This is a genomic window from Pseudomonas fluorescens, assembly GCF_900636825.1.
In the GTDB taxonomy this organism is placed as follows: domain Bacteria; phylum Pseudomonadota; class Gammaproteobacteria; order Pseudomonadales; family Pseudomonadaceae; genus Aquipseudomonas; species Aquipseudomonas fluorescens_BG.
Genome location: NZ_LR134318.1, coordinates 3,641,054 through 3,659,824 on the forward strand (window position 1 = coordinate 3,641,054; position 18,771 = coordinate 3,659,824).

The 18,771-nt window shown below is 58.8% G+C and carries 16 protein-coding genes and 1 pseudogene; 6 read left to right on the plus strand and 11 right to left on the minus strand.

The annotated features are described in order from the left end of the window. Nucleotides 1–170 precede the first annotated feature (170 nt). Nucleotides 171–1,978, plus strand: a pseudogene (locus EL257_RS28280) (monovalent cation:proton antiporter-2 (CPA2) family protein). A gap of 1,093 nt (nucleotides 1,979–3,071) precedes the next feature. On the opposite strand, the gene EL257_RS16445 reads toward EL257_RS28280, so the two are convergent. Both EL257_RS16445 and EL257_RS16450 read right to left on the minus strand, forming a co-directional pair. Then, on the minus strand, nucleotides 3,072–4,001 hold the full coding sequence (locus tag EL257_RS16445; protein WP_126364384.1) for a hypothetical protein: 930 nt from the start codon (nucleotides 3,999–4,001) through the stop codon (nucleotides 3,072–3,074). A 191-nt stretch (nucleotides 4,002–4,192) separates the two neighbouring features. Beyond that, on the minus strand, nucleotides 4,193–4,501 hold the full coding sequence (locus EL257_RS16450) for a hypothetical protein (RefSeq protein WP_172604556.1): 309 nt from the start codon (nucleotides 4,499–4,501) through the stop codon (nucleotides 4,193–4,195). A 193-nt stretch (nucleotides 4,502–4,694) separates the two neighbouring features. On the opposite strand from EL257_RS16450, the gene EL257_RS16455 reads away from it, so the two are divergent. Next, the gene (locus tag EL257_RS16455; protein ID WP_126364388.1) at nucleotides 4,695–5,378 is read left to right on the plus strand and encodes a response regulator transcription factor; all 684 of its coding nucleotides are present in this window, start codon (nucleotides 4,695–4,697) and stop codon (nucleotides 5,376–5,378) included. Further along, complete coding sequence (locus tag EL257_RS16460; RefSeq protein ID WP_126364390.1) at nucleotides 5,356–6,750, plus strand: sensor histidine kinase; 1,395 nt, start codon at nucleotides 5,356–5,358, stop codon at nucleotides 6,748–6,750. The genes EL257_RS16455 and EL257_RS16460 overlap by 23 nt, the downstream gene beginning before the upstream one ends. 139 nt (nucleotides 6,751–6,889) lie before the next feature. Here EL257_RS16460 and EL257_RS16465 read toward each other — a convergent pair whose 3' ends face one another. The 4 genes from EL257_RS16465 to EL257_RS16480 all read right to left on the minus strand — a co-directional run bounded on the left by EL257_RS16465 (nucleotide 6,890) and on the right by EL257_RS16480 (nucleotide 9,416). Beyond that, nucleotides 6,890–7,300 (minus strand): SRPBCC family protein, encoded by a 411-nt coding sequence (locus tag EL257_RS16465; protein WP_126364392.1) that lies wholly within the window; start codon nucleotides 7,298–7,300, stop codon nucleotides 6,890–6,892. Between the two features lie 21 nt (nucleotides 7,301–7,321). After that, nucleotides 7,322–8,119: an SDR family NAD(P)-dependent oxidoreductase gene (locus EL257_RS16470; RefSeq protein ID WP_126364394.1), complete on the minus strand. Its 798-nt coding sequence runs from the start codon at nucleotides 8,117–8,119 to the stop codon at nucleotides 7,322–7,324. A gap of 158 nt (nucleotides 8,120–8,277) precedes the next feature. Then, a complete protein-coding gene (locus EL257_RS16475) occupies nucleotides 8,278–8,946 on the minus strand; it encodes an HAD family hydrolase (RefSeq protein ID WP_126364395.1) in 669 nt (222 codons plus the stop codon). 56 nt (nucleotides 8,947–9,002) lie between these two features. Continuing rightward, nucleotides 9,003–9,416, minus strand: a complete 414-nt coding sequence (locus EL257_RS16480; RefSeq protein ID WP_126364397.1) for a response regulator — start codon at nucleotides 9,414–9,416, stop codon at nucleotides 9,003–9,005. 197 nt (nucleotides 9,417–9,613) lie between these two features. Between EL257_RS16480 and EL257_RS16485 the strand changes: the two genes are divergently transcribed. Further along, nucleotides 9,614–10,555 carry a class I SAM-dependent methyltransferase gene (locus EL257_RS16485; RefSeq protein WP_126364399.1) on the plus strand — a complete coding sequence of 314 codons (942 nt, stop codon included), beginning with the start codon at nucleotides 9,614–9,616 and terminating at the stop codon, nucleotides 10,553–10,555. Nucleotides 10,556–10,675: 120 nt separating this feature from the next. Here the strand turns inward: EL257_RS16485 and EL257_RS16490 are convergent, their stop codons facing one another. After that, nucleotides 10,676–11,296: a TetR/AcrR family transcriptional regulator gene (locus EL257_RS16490; protein WP_126364401.1), complete on the minus strand. Its 621-nt coding sequence runs from the start codon at nucleotides 11,294–11,296 to the stop codon at nucleotides 10,676–10,678. A gap of 162 nt (nucleotides 11,297–11,458) precedes the next feature. On the opposite strand from EL257_RS16490, the gene EL257_RS16495 reads away from it, so the two are divergent. Then, nucleotides 11,459–11,899: a hotdog fold domain-containing protein gene (locus tag EL257_RS16495; protein WP_126364403.1), complete on the plus strand. Its 441-nt coding sequence runs from the start codon at nucleotides 11,459–11,461 to the stop codon at nucleotides 11,897–11,899. Nucleotides 11,900–11,963: 64 nt separating this feature from the next. Here EL257_RS16495 and EL257_RS16500 read toward each other — a convergent pair whose 3' ends face one another. The 3 genes from EL257_RS16500 to EL257_RS16510 all read right to left on the minus strand — a co-directional run bounded on the left by EL257_RS16500 (nucleotide 11,964) and on the right by EL257_RS16510 (nucleotide 14,720). Then, the gene (locus EL257_RS16500; protein ID WP_126364405.1) at nucleotides 11,964–12,650 is read right to left on the minus strand and encodes a GNAT family N-acetyltransferase; all 687 of its coding nucleotides are present in this window, start codon (nucleotides 12,648–12,650) and stop codon (nucleotides 11,964–11,966) included. 79 nt (nucleotides 12,651–12,729) lie between these two features. Next, entirely contained in the window at nucleotides 12,730–13,287 is a 558-nt protein-coding gene (locus tag EL257_RS16505; RefSeq protein ID WP_126364407.1) for a YceI family protein, read from the minus strand. A 74-nt stretch (nucleotides 13,288–13,361) separates the two neighbouring features. After that, nucleotides 13,362–14,720, minus strand: coding sequence for an MATE family efflux transporter (locus EL257_RS16510; protein WP_126364409.1), 1,359 nt, complete (start codon nucleotides 14,718–14,720; stop codon nucleotides 13,362–13,364). A 157-nt stretch (nucleotides 14,721–14,877) separates the two neighbouring features. On the opposite strand from EL257_RS16510, the gene EL257_RS16515 reads away from it, so the two are divergent. Then, nucleotides 14,878–15,438 (plus strand): chorismate mutase, encoded by a 561-nt coding sequence (locus EL257_RS16515; RefSeq protein ID WP_126364411.1) that lies wholly within the window; start codon nucleotides 14,878–14,880, stop codon nucleotides 15,436–15,438. Between the two features lie 256 nt (nucleotides 15,439–15,694). Here EL257_RS16515 and EL257_RS16520 read toward each other — a convergent pair whose 3' ends face one another. Then, a complete protein-coding gene (locus EL257_RS16520; protein ID WP_126364413.1) occupies nucleotides 15,695–18,601 on the minus strand; it encodes a hypothetical protein in 2,907 nt (968 codons plus the stop codon). Between the last annotated feature and the right edge of the window lie 170 nt (nucleotides 18,602–18,771).

An 18,771-nucleotide genomic window follows, 5' to 3' on the forward strand; every position in this document is an offset into this window, starting at 1 on the left:
TCCCCCTGCAGGAGCTGCCGCAGGCTGCGATCTTTTGATCTTGATCTTAAAAACCCGAATCAAAAAATCGCAGCCTCCGGCAGCTCCTACAGGGATCTTCGGTGGAATGAACGAGTGCGTAACCCTTATCCTTGTCGCCCCGCGCCGTACCCGTAGTCAGGAGTAAACCCATGCCCCATGAAGGCAATCTGTTGCAAGCCGCCGTCGTTTTTCTGTTCGCGGCGGTGCTCACCGTGCCTTTGGCCAAACGCCTGCAATTGGGCGCAGTGCTCGGTTATCTGTTTGCCGGGGTGATCATCGGCCCATCGGTGTTGGGCCTGATCGGCAATCCGCAGAGCGTTGCGCATATCTCCGAGTTGGGCGTCGTGCTTCTGCTGTTCATCATCGGCCTGGAACTGTCGCCACGACGCTTGTGGGTGATGCGCAAATCGGTGTTCGGCGTGGGTCTGGCGCAGGTCTTGCTGACCGCTTCGGTGATTGGCGTGCTGGCCTTGTCGGTCTTCGGCCAACCGTTTAACAGCGCGATCGTACTCGGTCTCGGCCTCGCGCTTTCCTCTACGGCGTTTGGCCTGCAAAGCCTCGCCGAACGCAAGGAACTGACCAGCCCCCACGGCCGTCTGGCGTTCGCCATTTTGCTGTTCCAGGACATCGCGGCGATCCCGTTGATCGCGCTGGTGCCGATGCTCGCCGGCGTCGATCACCACACCAGCACCGCCGACGATATTCGCCACAGCCTGCAGGTACTCGGCGGCATTGCGGTGGTGGTTATCGGCGGGCGTTACTGTTGCGTCCGGTGTTTCGCGTGGTGGCAAAAACCGGTCTGCCCGAGGTATCCACCGCCACCGCATTGCTGGTGGTAATCGGCACGGCGTGGCTGATGGACTTGGTCGGGGTGTCGATGGCGCTCGGTGCGTTTCTGGCCGGTTTGCTGTTGGCGGACTCGGAATATCGCCATGAGCTCGAAGCGCAGATCGAACCGTTCAAGGGCCTGTTGCTCGGGCTGTTTTTCATCAGCGTCGGCATGGGCGCCAACCTCGGTTTGCTGCTCAGCGCGCCGTTTACCGTATTGGGTCTGACCCTGCTGTTGATTGGCTTGAAACTGCCGTTGTTGTTCGTCGTCGGCCGCTTGGCCGGTGGTTTGAACAAGATCAGTGCGATCCGCCTCGGCATTGTCCTCGCCGCCGGTGGTGAGTTTGCCTTTGTGGTGTTCAAGATCGGCCGCGATCAAGGCCTGTTCGAACCGCGCCTGTATGACCTGCTGGTGCTGACCATCACTCTGTCGATGGCGGTGACACCGCTGCTGCTGTTGATCTGCGCACGCCTGGTCAGCCCGAAAGTGCAACCGGTGGAAGTGCCGGAGAGCTTCCGTCAGATCGACACCGAAACGCCACGCGTGGTGATCGCCGGCATGGGTCGGATGGGGCAAATCGTCGCGCGAATCCTCCGCGCGCAGAACATCAACTTTGTCGCGCTGGACACCTCTGTGGAGACCATCGAACTGTCACGCAGCTTTGGCGGCGTACCGGTGTTCTATGGCGACCCGATGCGTGCGGAAATCCTCAATGCGGCCAAAGCCGGGGAGGCGGAATATTTCGTCATTGCCACAGATGATCCTGAGACCAACATCAAGACCGCCGAGGTGGTGCGCAAGCTTTACCCACACATGAAAATCATCGCCCGGGCGCGTAACCGTCAGCACGTTCACCGATTGGTCGACGTCGGCGCGGAAGCGATTCGTGAGACTTACTATTCCAGTCTGGAAATGAGCCGACGAACGCTGGTGGGCCTGGGGCTGACGCAAGCCCAGGCTGACGCGCGGATCAAGCGCTTCAAGCACCACGACGAACAGGTGCTGGAGGCGCAACACGCGGTTTATGACGACGCAACCAAAGTCCTGCAAACCGCCCAGGAAGCCCGGGCGGAACTGGCCAAACTGTTCGAATCGGACCAACTGGAAGAAGAAGCACGCAAGGCCTGACCAATCCCCGTTCCCTGTAGGCGCTGCGGCACGCTGCGATCTTTTGATCTTCATGCCACAGATTCAAAAGATCGCAGCCTCGTTGCACTCGACAGCTCCTACAGAATGTCGTGCGCGGCCAGCAACACCGCGCAAACACGGACTCCCACACCCATGTAGGAGCTGCGGAACGTTGCGATCTTTTGATCTTCACTCCAAAGATCGAAAAGATCGCAGCCTCGTTGCACTCGACAGCTCCTACAGAATCTCGTGCGCTGGCAGCAACACCGCGCAAACACGGGCGCCCACACCCGTGTAGGAGCTGCGGAACGCTGCGATCTTTTGATCTTCATGCCACAGATTCAAAAGATCGCAGCCTCGTTGCACTCGACAGCTCCTACAGATGTCGTGCGCCTCCGCGCAAACACTGCCCCCCACAACCATGTAGGAGCTGCGGAACGCTGCGATCTTTTGATCTTCATTCAAAGAATCAAAAGATCGCAGCCTCGTTGCACTCGACAGCTCCTACAAAATGCCGTGCGCTGGCAGCAACACCGCGCCAACACTGACGCCCACACCGTGTAGGAGCTGCGGAACGCTGCGATCTTTTGATCTTCATTTCCAAGAATCAAAAGATCGCAGCCTCGTTGCACTCGACAGCTCCTACAGATGTCGTGCGCTGGCAGCAACACCGCGCCAACACTGACGCCCACACCGTGTAGGAGCTGCGGAACGCTGCGATCTTTTGATCTTCATGCCACAGATTCAAAAGATCGCAGCCTCGTTGCACTCGACAGCTCCTACAGAATGTCGTGCGCTGGCAGCAAAACCGCGCAACTACTGACGCCCACACCCGTGTAGGAGCTGCGGAACGCTGCGATCTTTTGATCTTCATTCAAAGAATCAAAAGATCGCAGCCTCGTTGCACTCGACAGCTCCTACAGGATTGCGGCGTTTCCAGAATGTAAAAAGCCGCTTTCACCCGAAGGTGAAAGCGGCCGAGGCACGTGCCTCAATCGAGCAATCAGTGCACGAACAGGGCGATCAGGATGATGATCGGGATTGGTACGCCGAGGAAAAACAGCAGTAATGAGCGCATGGTAATGCTCCTTGTTTAACGGACTGGAGTGGTCGGGGTGTAGGTGTCGACTTCAACGTATTCAACGGCATCGCGACGACGGCCGCCGAAGGTTGCAGCGAGGCTGGCGAAGAACGCACCGGCCAGCAGCGCGACGAACATCCACAGCGAGGTGTAGGCAGCGACTTTCGCGGCGGTGTCAGCAGCTTGCTGAGCTTTCAGCTTGGCGTCGGCAATGGCTTTCTGCGTGCTGGCGTAGATCTCGTCAACACGACGCTCGGCATCGGCCTGGGTCAGGTTGGTACGTTGCGACACCAGTTGCGCGAGATACGTGCGGTCTTCGGCGCTGAGCTGACCGTTGGCCAGGCTCTGAGCGAAGATGCGGGTCACAGTGCCACGGGCGGCGTCATCGCTGACGGCTGCGGGACGGTCATCGCGGAACAGGCTGTCGACGAAGTAGCCGTACTGATCGCTGTCAGTATTGGCCGCAGCGGAACCGGCGGCCTGACTCATTGCACCGGCAGCGCCGCCAGCGACACTGGCACCGGCCTGCACACCGCCACTGATGACGCTGCTGACCGAACCGACCACCAGAACAGCGGTAACCAACGTCGCCACACACCAGGCGAGGAAGCCGTGCGCGGTGTCGCGGAAATACACTTCGTCACCGTGCATGTTGGCCCATTTGACGCGCAGACGACCGGCGATGTAACCGCCCATCCCGGAAGCGATGATTTGCGTCACCGCCAGCCAGACGATCGTTGAAATGCCCAGGCCCTTGGCGCTGACGCCCTCTCCGGCCCATGGTGAAACAGCGGAGAAACCCAAACCGAAGCCAAGTAGCACCAGAATCATCGACAGGGCAGCGGCAGCCGCGGCACCTGCGAATATTGCGCCCCAGGACACACCCGAAACGCTGCTCGACTCTTCAACGGCAGTGTAAAAACCATCAGAGGTTCTATTCATTATTGTGCTGCTCCAAGCATGAAAAATGGTGTTACAACTCGTCGAGTGAAGAATTGCAGTGACCGTGCCAGTCGCGACTTTTAAATAAATACTTTATTTTCAATGACTTAGAAAATATGAACTTCCTAAGACCATGCAAATTGCAACGAAACGCTGTTATCGACGGGTTTTATGCATTGATCGCCGGACTGTTACTTGCGCTTGTAGCTCTTGTTACCTGAAGGCGTCAGGCAATACACCCCGCCGCGTGGTCCCGTGCAAAACGAACCGGTACCGCAGGCGCATCCTTCATCACTCTGCAAAAGGTTTTGCGGACGGCTTTGTTCGCGCTCGCCAAACATTGCTGCGCAACTTTTCTTCGAGCCACTGATAGAGCCGTCGTTGCACAGGAACAAATCGCCATCGCAGCGATCAATCCCGCCCTTCTTACCGGAACACGGCGTATTGGCCGCCCACGTCGAAGCGCTGCAAAGCGCAAGTAACAGGCCGATAATCGGCATCCAGCCACGGCGAATCGAAGCAGTCACGGCAACACTCCTTATTGAAATTGTGGCCAGATGATATCAATGTTGCGGCGAATAAATCTCTGGGTCCTGCGAATGGCAGCTACAACATGAAAGTTAATTTAAAGCGCCAGCGCAATTTCTTGGCAAAATGCTGCCATTCCGTTTGAACCGATCAGCAGGCCTGCCCATGACTCGTATATTGACCATCGAAGACGACGCCGTGACCGCGCGGGAAATCGTTGCCGAATTGAGCAGCCACGGGCTCGATGTCGACTGGGTCGACAATGGCCGCGAGGGCCTCGATCGCGCCGTTAGCGGCAACTACGACTTGATCACCCTCGACCGCATGCTGCCCGAGCTGGACGGCCTGGCCATCGTCACCACCCTGCGCACCATGGGCGTGGCCACGCCGATTCTGATGATCAGCGCTCTCTCTGACGTCGATGAGCGCGTGCGCGGCTTGCGCGCCGGTGGCGACGATTACCTGACCAAACCTTTTGCCACCGATGAGATGGCCGCCCGCGTCGAAGTCCTGCTGCGTCGGCAGAACAGCGGCGCCACCCAGGCGACCACACTGCGGGTCGCCGACCTCGAACTGGATTTGATCAGTCACGAAGCGCGCCGCGCGGATCAGGTGCTGACGCTGCTGCCGACCGAATACAAACTGCTGGAATTCCTCATGCGCAACAGCGGCCAGATCCTTTCGCGGATGATGATTTTCGAGGAAGTCTGGGGCTATCACTTCGATCCGGGCACCAACCTGATCGACGTGCATATCGGCCGACTGCGCAAGAAGATCGACGCAGCGGGCCACGTTCCGCTGATCCGCACGGTACGGGGTTCAGGCTATGTCATTGCCGAACCCGTCTGACGGCTGGCGTTCCTCCAGCAGCCGCTTGCTGGCGCTGTACAGCGCGCTATTCGTGGCCTGGAGCGCGATCCTCATGGGGGTCATGTATTACGAGGTGTCGGGCTACCTCGACAACCTTGCCAAACATTCGCTGATGCAACGTCAACATCTGTTTTCGCACTTTCGCGGCGCGCAACTGGAAGAAGCCCTCGCTGCCAGCATGACCTTCGACATTCGCGGCATCGACGCCTATGGCCTGTTCGATGCCGAGGGCAACTACCTCGGCGGAGCGCTGCAGCAGATTCCCGAAGGCCTGCCGCTGGATGGCAAGATCCACATGCTCGCCGATTGCGCCAATTCCGATGATCCGACGCTGCCCAACGACAGCTGCGACGCGGTCGCCACGCAGACCCGCGACGGTCGGTGGCTGGTGTTGCTGCGGGACAATGGCTCGCTGTTCGCAGTGACGCGGATCATTTTGCATGCGTTGTTCTGGGGTGTGTCACTGACGATTCTGCCGGGGATTGCCGGTTGGCATTTGTTGCGACGTCGACCGCTGCGACGGATTCGCGCAATTCAGGCCAGCGCGCAGTCGATTGTCGCCGGCGACCTGACCCACCGCTTGCCGCTGTCCAATCGTCGCGATGAACTGGACATGCTGGCCGCCATCGTCAACGCCATGCTTGAGCGCATCGAGCGCCTGATGAACGAAGTCAAAGGCGTCTGCGACAACATTGCGCATGACTTGCGCACGCCGCTGACGCGCCTGCGCGCGCAGCTGTATCGCATGCAACAACAGGCTGGCGAAGGTTCGCAAGAGGCCGCGCAACTGGATCTGGTGCTGGCCGAGGCGGATACGCTGATGGCGCGCTTTCGCGGTTTGCTGCGCATTTCCGAACTGGAAGATCGCCAACGGCGCTCGGGATTTGTCGAACTCGACCCGGTGCAATTGCTGGAAGAGCTGCACGCGTTTTACCTGCCGCTGGCCGAGGAAGGCGAACTGCGTTTCGATCTGAACATGCCGGAAACCCTGCCGGCCCTCAATGGCGACCGGGCGCTGCTGTTCGAGGCGCTGGCGAATCTATTGAGCAACTCGATCAAGTTCACCCCACCGGGCGGCACCGTGATGCTGCGTGGAGTCAACGCAGGTGGGCAGACGCGGATTGAAGTTCACGACTCCGGGCCGGGGATTCCCGAGGCTGAGCGTGAGGCGGTGTTCCAGCGCTTCTATCGTGCCGAAGGTGGCCAGCCGCAGGGTGGTTTTGGCTTGGGATTGTCGATCGTCGCGGCGATTGTCAGCCTGCATGATTTCAGCCTTGCAGTAGGCAGCAGCGATCTGGGTGGGGCGAAACTGGTGCTCGATTGCCGGCAGAGTTTGATCGAGAATTCCTGATCGCTCCATCCTGACTTCATGCAGTACCCCTGTGGGAGCTAGCCCTGCTAGCGATGGCGGTGTGTCAGTCAACAACTTCATTGAATGAGAAACCGCCATCGCTAGCAGGGCTAGCTCCCACAGGGTTGTAGCGTACCCGTCAGGTTGGGTAATTGCCGCGCAGTGCTTCGAGGCCGCCCTGGTAGATGCCGTTAAACAGCGCCACCACTTCCTCATCGCTTACGCCGACTGCGTTGAAACGCCCGGACCAGGTCACCCGCGCGCCCTGCCCCTGGGCTTCAACCTTGAGCGTCGCCAGGTAATCATTGGCCGGAAACGGAGCTTGCTCAATCGAATAGCTGTAGGTCTTCGCCGCGTTATCGAACGTCTGCAGGCGCTCGATCACCACACCGCCGTCAGCGGTTTGCAGAGTGCGCACGCGCCCGCCTTCGCTCAATTCACTCTGAGTAATCAAGGGCAGCCAGTCCGGCAGCGTGTTGAAGCCGCCGATCAATTTCCAGACCTGATCGGCCGGGGCCGGGATGTCGATGGTTGCAGATGCTGTGGGCATAACACTTCTCTCAGGAAAAATTCAGATAGTCAGGCTGTCGACCACGCCGCCATCGACGCGCAGAGCGGCGCCGGTGGTAGCCGAGGACAGGGGCGACGCAATGTAGGTGACCAGATGCGCAACTTCTTCGACGTCGGCGACACGCTGGATGATCGAAGTCGGACGCGCCTTGCGCACAAAGGCATCGGCTTCATCGCGCAGGTTGCGTCCGGACTCGGCAGCGGCGTCTTTCAGCATGTCCTGCAGGCCATCGGTGAAAGTCGGCCCCGGCAGGATCGCATTGACCGTGACCCCAGTGCCAGCCAGACGCTTGGCCAAACCATGGGATACCGCGAGGTTGGCGCTTTTGGTCACGCCATAATTGAGCATGTCGGCCGGGGTGGCCACGCCGGATTCCGAAGACAGAAAAATCACCCGGCCCCAGCCCTGCTCGACCATAGCCGGCACGTAATGACGAGCCAGACGCACGCCGGAAATCACATTGACCTCATAGAAGCGCGTCCATTCGCTGTCGGGTGTTTCGAAGAAATCGACGTCGTTGAAGATGCCCAGGTTGTTCACCAGAATGTCAGCGCGCGGTTCGGCGGCGAACAATGTCTGTGCGCCTTCCGCCGTTCCGAGATCGGCAGTCAGGCCGCGCAATTGCGCGGCCGGCACTTTCTCGCGAATGCTCGCCAGCGCATGCTCAACCTTCGCCGAATCGCGGCCGATTACCACCACGGTAGCGCCGGCTTCGGCCAGTGACTGGCTGATGCCCAGGCCAATGCCGGCGGTGCTGCCGCTGACGATGGCCAGTTTCCCACTCAGATCAATCTTCATGCGTTTTCCTCATCGGTTGGCAAGGGTGCAGGCGGACGGCGCCGGTACATTCCCGGCGCTATTGCGGGGCATGGCTCAGCGTAGTCGCGATATTGCTCGAGTGAGAGAGCTGCCGACCGGTGACGGCGGCTGATGTTTGATCGGAGATTTTTGGCCGTTCAGTTTCTCGTCAGGCGAAGTAAACCATCGCTGTCGACGCTGACGCTGATCGCGTCATAACTGGCCAACGTCGCGTGCGCGGTTTCGAGCGGGTGCTGGTGGGTGGTGGTGATGATCATCAGCTCAGCCCCCGCCGCTTCTGCAGCCTGGATGCCGACCGCAGCGTCTTCGAAAATCAGGCAATCGCCCGGCGCGACCCCAAGCCTCTGCGCGGCCAAAAGATAGCCCGCAGGATCCGGTTTGCCGGCCTTCACATCTTCAGCCGTGATCATCACCGCGGGTTCCGGAATGCCCGCCGCCGCCATGCGCCGCAACGCCAGATCGCGAGGTGCCGAAGTCACCATCGCCCAACGATTCGGCGGCAGATTACTCAGAAACGCCATAGCCGCAGGAATTTCGACAATGCCATCAACGTCATCGATTTCCGCCGCGGTGATGAACGCTGCTTGTTGCTCCGCATCCACACCCGGCAGGTTCAATCGGGTAATCGTGTCGATCGCCCGCGCGCCGTGAATGGTCGGTAAAAACGCTTCGACGTCGACGCCGTGGCGCACCGCCCAGGCTGACCAGATGCGCTCGGCAGCGGCGATCGAGTTGAGGACGGTGCCGTCCATATCGAACAGGAACGCGCCGAACGGGCGCTCGAAAACAGATGCTTTGGCAGACAAAAGATCACATCCTCTGACAGGTGGCCGGGCAGATTGGCCCGGCAATGTAGCACTTGTCAGTGCAGCTGCGGTGCCTTGGATCTGAATGCGCTTTCGACGCAGTCGAGCAACTGACCAATCGCCCATGGCTTCTTGATGAACGCCACCGAATGCTTGACCCCGGAAGTCTCCGGCGTTTCATAACCGGACATGACCATTACCGGTTTGTCCGGCCAGCGGTCGCCCACCAGATTCGCCAGATCGGCGCCGTTGAGCGTGCCGGGCATGGTGATGTCCGTCAGCAAAAGCGCGACGTCCGCTGCATGCTTCTCCAGATACAGCGACGCAGCGTCGGCACTGGTTTGCGATTCGACCTTGAACCCTTCCTCCTGAAGAATTTCGCAAAGAAACTCCAGAATCAACGGATCGTCCTCGACTACCAGAATCAACCCGCCAGGAAGGTGCGCGCTCGACGTAGCTGTAGGGCACATGAACAGCACTCCCCCGAATTACATTTTTGGATAGCGGTTTGAATCCGCTGCTTATCTGGTATGAGCAGCGCGCCCTGCATAAATTCATTTTTGATACATCTCATTTCTACAAGACGTTGTTTTTCTGGGCGCAGTGCCGCTTCGGCAGGCTCGTTTGCGGTTAAAATGCCAGCCCATTTGCCTGCCGACCTTGACCGATGAACCCCGAAGCCCTTGCCACCCTCCACGCCCATCTGCTGCCTGCGCTCGCCGCCGCGCCCAACGAAACGCGTCGGCTGTTCCACGGCCGCGGGCGTTGCTGGCCGGGGCTGGAACAACTGACCGTGGACTGGTTGCAAGGGGTGGTGCTGGTGTCGTTGTTCAAGGAACCGCAGCCTGAGCAACTGGACGCGCTGAAGCAATTGCTGTCGGACATCACCCGGTCCAACGAATGGCAGCAGTGCGGCGCGCGTACGTTGCTGATCCAGCATCGTTATCTGCCACAAAGCACCGCCGAATGGCTGCTCGGTGATGAAATTGATGAAATGACCATTGTCGAAGATGCCTTGCAGTACCGCGTCGATCTGGGCCGCAAGCAGAACGCGGGGTTGTTTCTCGATATGCGCTACGGGCGCAAGTGGGTGCGCGAACAGGCAGCAGGCAAACGCGTGTTGAACCTGTTCGCCTATACCTGCGGTTTTTCTGTAGCGGCAATCGAAGGCGGCGCCAGTCATGTGGTCAATCTGGACATGTCTCGCGCTGCGTTGAGCCGTGGTCGCGACAATCATCGGCTGAACGGCCATGATCTGAGCAAAGTCAGTTTCCTCGGCCACGACCTCTTCAAATCCTGGGGCAAAGTGATCAACAGCGGGCCGTACGATCTGGTGATCATCGACCCGCCCTCATTTCAGAAAGGCAGTTTTCTGCTGACCAAGGACTACCGGCGCGTGCTCCGGCGTTTGCCAGAATTGCTCACGACGCAAGGAACCGTGCTCGCCTGCATGAACGACCCGGCGTTCGGTTCTGACTTTCTGATTGAAGGCGTGACGCAGGAAGCACCGAGTCTGCGCTTCGAGCAACGACTGGAGAATCCGCCGGAATTTCCTGACATCGATCCGCAAAGCGGGCTGAAAGCCCTGGTTTTCCAGCGCATCGATTGACCCATCCCAAATCCGCTTGTGGGAGCGAGCCTGTTCGCGATAGCGGAGTGTCAGTCACCGGATTTTATTTCTGACAAACCCTTATCGCGAGCAGGCTCACTCCTACAGAGAGAGTGTGACTCAGCCCTCACCGCGGATCGAGCGCCAGGCCGCTTGCGCGAGAACGTCCCGATAGGCCATCGGGCTGCCCTTCACGCGCCCCGCCAGCCACGCCCGACAATAACTCTCCGCCTGGCCGATGATCAGCGATGGCAGCAGTTCAGCGGGCCAACCCTCAAGCTCGGCAGCGCGCCCCGACTCTGCCAGCCATTGGCGCAAACGCAGATTGCGCGTCTTGTTGCGCTCGGCCAATTCATCCTTGAACGGCCCTTTGGTCACAGCGAACCGCGCGTGGTACTGGAAGCGCGCCCACTGCGGTTGTTGCTCGACCCAATCGACATAACTGAACACCAGCGCCTGCACCCCCTCTTCGGTAGTGCTGGCCGCGTCCAGATACCCATCACGCAAGCGCGCCTGATCCTCCAGTGCGGTGAAAAAAAGCGCGGCGACCAACCCTTCCTTGTTGCCGAAATGGTGATAGATCGCGCCGACGCTGGTGTCGCACTCGGCGCGAATCATCTCGATCGTGGTTGCCTCGATGCCTTGTTCGTTGAACAGGTTCAAAGCCTTGCGAAAAATATCGCGCTTGAGTTCGGCGCGGCGGCCGGGGTAGCTGCGTTCCAGTAGATCGGCGGTGTCCATGCTGCTTGAGGTCCGAAAGCGAGGGGTGAAAAAGGCGCGGTGTGCCATGAAGGAATCGCCCATAGGTTGACAGATTTGCCGTGAACAGAATACCGTTCCGTTACAGAACATTATTCTGTAACGGAACATAATTCTGCCAATCAATCATTCGAGGCTTTCCCGATGAGTCAATCTCTCAGCATGTTCAACAGCGTTGGTGCAGACGCTTTCAGCAAGATGGCCTGCCAGTTCGCTCCCTATTTCAGCAGCATCAACCCGCTGATCACCGAATTGCGCCCGAACGCGGCCACCGTGCAAGTGCCGTTTCGCAAGGAAATCACCAACCACCTCGGCACCGTGCATGCGATCGCCATGTGCAACGCCGCAGAACTGGCTGGCGGGATGATGACCGACGTGTCGATCCCGGAGGGCGCACGCTGGATCCCCAAGGGCATGACCGTGGAATATCTGGCCAAGGCCAAAACCGACGTCACCGCCGTAGCCAGCGCTGAAGGTGTGGATTGGCAAAGCGACGGCGACAAGGTGGTCAACGTGGACATTCACGATACCGAGGGCAAGAAAGTCTTCACCGCACGCATCACCATGAACGTCAAACTCGGTTGAGATGGCAGCCACAAAAAAGCCCTTGCTGTGGCGAACCCAGCAAGGGCTTTTTGACGTGGATTGATCAGTGCACGGTCAGACGTTGACGAACGAATTCCTCGACGTGGCGGCTGGTCTGATCAAGATGCCGGTCGCGCTTTTTTTCCGCGTCGAGCATGGCGCGCTTGCCGTTCTTCTGCAGCAAATAAGTGTGAATTTGCTGCACTTCCAGCGAGCGGTAGATCGGCGTGGTGTCGATAAACCCGCGCAAGCCGTTGCTGCGGTAATGCCGCGTACTCATCAATACCTGGGTCTCGCGCTGCCCGATGACCTCAAAGCCCAATGCCTCGAAATACGGTACCTTGCCGACGGTGCAGGCCAGTTCCGCGTGAGGGTAGCGGCCGACCATTTGCGCCAGCATCGCCCGTGCCACGCCTTGGCGCCGATGGCCCGTCCGCACCGCCATGTACGCCACGCTGCACGCCTCCCAGTCACCCTGCACCGGCAGGTAAAGGAGAAACCCGATGACTTGCTCCGGATCGTCCTCGTCGCTGGCCACCAGCAGTTCCACCTCAGTGCCCTTCTGGCCATTCAACGCATCCAGATACAGATGCACTTCATACCCGACCGCGTACTGATAGACGTTGTACAGCAGATTGCTCGGCCCGAGACCGACCGCGCTGATATCGGTCAGGTAATCGACCACCATTTGCAGGATCTGACTATTGACGCTTTCGGGGCATGGGGTGGTGTAGTGGGTGATGCGTGGCATGGCGGGTGAGCTCCGGCAGAAAACCGCGACATCATACCTTGTCATGGCCAGCAAAAATCTCATCCGGACGTGGGCAACGTCACTGTTGTGGCGCCACCATTTTGAATTTGATCGCGATGTCCCTGGACACCACGCTGTCTGCCCACTCCCCCGCGCCGAGGCCGAACTCCTCGCGTCTGAGGATCAACTCGCCGTCGAAAATGCCGATAGCGTCGTCCGCTTTCAACTCCACCGGCACCTGCACTTCACGGGTAATGCCTTTGAGCGTCAATTGGCCGTCGAGCCGGTATCGATACTCGGCGATCTGGATGAAACGGCTCGACTCGAACACCGCCACCGGAAACCTGGCGGTATCGAACCATGCCGGTTTCACCAGCTCGGTATTGGCATCCTCGCTGCCGGCGTCGATGCTGGTGAGGTCGATGTGCAACGTGGCGTGGGCACGCTCGAGTTGCTCAGTGTCGAAATCCAGCGTCGCTTCAAACTTGCCGAACGTGCCGTACATCCTCGAGCCCATCTGGCTGTAGGTGAAACTGATCTGACTGGCGCTGGTGTTGACCCGGTTGTATTCGACCGCTTGCGCCGTAGGGAAGGCACATAAAGCAAACGCGACGGCCGGCAGTAATCGCAGTGACATGGGATTCTCCGGACAACGCGTAGCGGCAGGGACCTCGAATGACTAAAGCAAACATCCGCCGGTTTCGCCAGCGGCTACACCAACCGCTGAATTTTCTGATGCCGCCAGACCAGTTTGTAATACAGCGTCTGCAACACCAGCATGCCCAGATACGCCACCGGAAACGCCATCCAGACGCCCGGCAAACCAAAGCGCGCATCCAGCCAGTACGCTGCCGGAAGTTGCACGCCGACCACGCAGATGATCGCGATGGCGACCGGCACCAGCACCGTGCCGCTGGCGCGCATGATCCCGCCGATGATTGCCTGAAACCCGAAGATCAGCAGGCTCCACAACATGATGTGCAGCAGATGTTCGGCCATTTCCCGGGTCGAATCCTCGGTGAGGAACAGCCCGAGCAACCAGGGCGAGAGCAGATAACCCAAGACGATCAGGCCACCGGTCAGGCACACGTTGATCAACAGCCCGGTGCGCAAAATCGGCCCCATGAGCTCAAGCCTGCCGGCGCCGATCGCCTGGGCGCCAAGGATCGATGCGGTGATTGCGATCGACAGCGCAGGAAACTGCACGTAATTGACGATCTGCGTCACCGCACCATACGCCGCCGTCGCCTGCGAGCCGTGCTGATTGACCAGCGCCAGAATGACCAGCTCCGACAGCGACAGCACCACCATCTGCACGCCGGTGGGCAAACCGATGCGCAGCACTTTGCCGAGAATCACACCGTCGAGGCGCAACGCGGCGAAGAACTCACGGTCCGGCGCCAACGGGTGACCTTTGCGAATCAGCCGCCACGCCAGCCATGCCATCGCTGACAGGTTTCCGGCCAGCCCGGCATATGCCGCGCTCTGAATGCCCAGTTGCGGCAAGCCGAACCAGCCGCGAATCAACGCCGGCGTCAGCGCCAGGCCTACGGTTGTCGAAACGATCAGCGCCAGCAGCGGCGACAACGTATCGCTGACGCCGCGCAGCAATTGCGTGAACAGCACAAACACCAGCAACGATGGCAGGATCCACAACATCACATGGGCGTATGCCACGGCATCGTCGAGCACATCGGCCGGCGTCCCCAGCCCCATCAGCGCCTGCCGCGCAAATACACTGCCGACGACCGCCGCGACCAGACCGATCAATACCCCGAGCAGCAATGTCGCCCCGGCAATCGCCTTGACCAGATGCGGCTCGCGCGCCCCCCACGCCTGGCCGATCAACACACCGGCACCGGCACCGAGACCGATCACCAGGGCGATGAAAAAGAACACGATGGGAAACATCCCCGACACGGCTGCCAAGGCCTGCGTACCGAGCATCTGGCCGATGTAGATGCTGTTGACCGTGCCCGACATCGATTGCAGAAAATTCGACAACACCATCGGCGCGAGAAACAGCAGGTAGGTTTGCCAGAGGGGTTTGACGGCGGGGGCGACTTGCATGGAATAGAGGTCCATCTCGACGGCGGGAGGCTGAGGAAGGATAGCTTCGGTGAGTTGTGAGCGGGGTGCAATTAACATTTCCCGATCAACGTTTAACCTCGGCTCAAGGCTGTGATACATATTTGTGCACTTGCGTTCATTTAATGAGGTTTTACCTATGCCCCGCTTTGCCCCTGTGCTGACCGGCACGCTGCTGGTTCTCGTCGCCGCGACCGCACACGCAGTCGATCAACCACAGGCGTTGAAACCTTTACTCGACACCATGAACGAACGCCTGAACATCGGTGACCTCGTTGCGCTGACCAAATGGGACAGCGGCAAACCGGTGCAGGACAGCCCCCGCGAAGCGCAGGTGATTGCCAACGCGCGCACGCTTGCCAGCGAACGCAAGCTCGACCCGGAAGACGTTGCGCAACTGATTGCCGCGCAAATGGAGGCGAACAAACTGGTGCAGTATGGCTTGCTTGCTCAGTGGCGAACGGACGGCGCCGCACCGGACACGCCGCGCCCGGACCTGGGCCAGCAGATCCGCCCGCGCCTGGATGAACTGCAGAGCCGACTGTTGCAGCAGTACGCCGAGTTCACGCCCTATCGCCGCGATCCCAACTGCCCGGCGTGGCTGGCCAAAGCCCGCAGCGACCTGACCCACGACGCGCTGCATGCGCTGGCTCTGACGCGCGCCAGCGGCGAGTTGTGCGTTCGAGCGCCGGCGCCTTGATAGGGCTTTGGCCTCGTAGTGATCTACCGTAGTGAAAGATTGGGAGACGGTTTGCTGGCAATAGCGATATTTCAGTGAACACTTCCAAAGGTATGGATTCAAAGGAAGCCGCGAAGAAGAAACCGGCGAAGACTGCGATTGAGAAGCGGGCGGAGAAGAAAGCGAAGAAGGTGAATGTTTTTGGGCATTGAACAAAACAGCCATCACGAGTGATCGTGATGGCTGTTTAGATGCAACCGGAAGCGGAGCGCTATTTTCAGATTTTTCTTAAACGAAGGTTGTCCATTTTCACAACGGATGTAGGACCACCCAAGTAAAACACCAAAATCATTGGCGATGCTGTCGGCGTTGTCCCTGCGTAGAAGCTCACAGTTTTGGCCTGCCAGGTGTCACTTTCTGGGATCCATCCGTTATATACATCGTTCCCGTTCTGCAAGATGGAAAGAGGGACGGCAACTGGAGATTGATAGTCGAAACTGAACGCATACTGCTTACCGATATCAACCGTAAATGCTTTTTGCATCCAGACAGTTTGATAGCCGTTGGAGTGTCTCACTGATTCAACAAAGTACTCTCCAGCCAACCGCGTTATCTGTGATTTATATTCATAGGGCAATGTCCACCCATTCCAGTCAAAATCTGTGAAGGTTGTCAGGTCATCCAATCCGGCTTTCACCGAATAAACTCTGACCTGACACTCCACCGCATCCCCCACCGTAGCCTCCCCAAACAACCCCACCTTCAACACAATCGCCACTTTCGAATCTGCCTTGCATTCGCGCAGCCACGCCACTTCAGCCGTATAACTCAGCCCAGCCCCCTGATCATGCGTCGCTGCCACAAACTGATCCTTAGTCCTTGAACTCCCATCAGCACGGGTTTCGACATAGCTCAACCAGATCGGCGACTTCGGAGGCTGAAACGGCCATTGATCGCAGCGCACTTTGCTGTCGTCCTTGATCGAGCCGATCTGCAGTTCCGCACCGTCAAACCCTTCGATCCCTGGCCTTGGCATGTTTTGTTGCAGCAAATCGCCGATGTTCAATAGCTGCGTCATCACAGGCGATTGCTGCCCACCCCGGATTGTTTTGTAATTCAGACGCACGTTGTTGCGCAGGTTGGCGCCGGTGATGGCGGCGACAATCGGGAAGTCCAACTGCGTTTGCCCATTGACCCTCTTGCGTTCCGGCATGGTCGAGCCGTCACCTGCGCGACCCAGCACCGTCAGTTCGATCTCATCCTCAGGCTGCAGTTTCGAAGTATCGAACTTCACGGTGAAACCCTGCTGATACTGATTGGGATCGAGGACGTAATCCGGGGCTTCGACAACGGTTGGCGGTGGCACTTCGGCGTGCGCCTTGCCGACGTTCAGCGCCAGTTCGGCGGATGTTCCCAGCAATTGGCCCTCGCGCTTGATCGTGTAAGTCACCACGACCTTGCCGTTGAGGTTGGCGGTCACATAATTTTTCGCTACCGTGAATTTCACCGGTTGGCCTGCCGAGTGAGACGTCAGGTCGACGAAGTCACTGGTGCTGCCGCCACTGGCTGAACCGCGCCAGTGATAGGTCACGCGGTCTTTGGCCAGCGTATCCCGATGCGGCACGGTCAACGTTGCTCCCGCAGGCGGCACGCGTTCCGGATCGAGGGTGCCGTCCTGAGCTTCGTCCACTTGCGGCGCAACAAACTGTGGCAACGTGATGCCGACTTGCACATACAAAGGCAATGAATCGCGCACGTTTTGCAACATCAGGTCGTCGTTGGCCACCGAGTAATACACGGTAACCCGCAAACCGTTGAAGCGTTGGATGACGGCATTGCTCACGCTGCGCGAGATCGGTGTGTTTTCCGGGTGACTGCCAATGGAGCGCGAATCCGAGTAATACTCCGTGCTGCCACCGGGGCGAACGGCCTCCCAGACCACGGTCACCTGATCGCTACGCTTGAAGCCGGCAGACCAGGGGATTCGGCACGTTGCCCACGGCTCGTCCGGGTTTAAAGTCCCGCCAGATGCCTCGTCTATCGTCGGCGCTGCAAGTCGGCTGATATCTCCGCGGACACTGACGCTGGCTTTCAGCGACGGACGATCTGCTGCTTCGTCTCTCACGCGGACGTAGCTCACCGAAGCTGAGCCCTTGGCGAGGGCCTTGACTGATGCGTTGGGGATCATGAATTCATAGTGAAAATGCACAGACTCGACGCACTGCTCTGGAGGCTCCACGACAATAGGTTGACCTTGAGATGGCATGCCGGTCCAGGTCAGCCTGATCCGATCCCCTTCGTTGAAGTCCGCTGGTTGCGTGTAGACAAGCACGGTGACATCGCTTTCGCCCAGTTGTTCTAGGTCGATCGCGGTGACCGGGCGGCCGTTGACCACTATCACCGGGGCACGTAACCGGTTGCCCGCAACATCCACCAGCACTCTCTGGATTTTCGCCCACGGCGCGCGCTCATCCGGATAGTTGCCCACGCGATCGATCACTTGAAAGGTCACTGCCACATCCGGGCCGTCGCCATGCTGTGCGATGACTTCCTTGGTGAATTCAATCAGGATCGGGTGATTGACCGGGTCGTCGATCTGCTGTTGGGTCACCGGGTAGTAAGTCACCTCCTGACTGCCCCAACGGGCAATGATGGAATCATGGGTGGCGATGTTTTCGTACGGGGCGATTTGCATCTGAACGCCGCGATCGGCAATTTCTGGCGTGACCCCGTTAGACAGGTCAGGTAGCAGGGTGAACGTCAGGCCGGAATGACCTTCTTCGGTGTTGTCATCGAAGCCGCCGGGGCGTTGCAGCTTGACCAACATGATCAGTATGGGTTTGGAAGTTTCGGTGGCCTGTGATGTCCTTGTCACGCGATAATAAATCTCTGCAGCTCCCTCGACGAAATGACCTCGTGCGATTCGGAAAATCAGCGGTTGATTGACCTGCTCCTGCCCGATCTCCTCGCCCCACACGGCATGGTCCGGATTGTTCACATACATATCGAATCTGTCGCCGATATCCATATTCACCCAAGGGTCAACACGGACTTGCACATCCCCTTCGACGGCGCGTATTGGAATTCCGCCATGGTAGTGTTCTGGTGTTCGTAATACGGTGCTGCCGGTGATGATGGGCGGTCGTAAAGCGAATATCTCGTTGTTATCCAGCGGAGTGTTCATGGCGAAGCTCCTTTTTTGGTGATGGCTGCAGTCAAGAAGTGCTGGAGCTATCAGAAAGGAATTCGCAGGTTGGCGGTACTGGCATATCTGACAGGTAGATGCGGTTTTCCGATAAGTGGTACACCTTGAAGCAGGCACCACACGCGGATGGCTACCTGTTTCAGATTGCC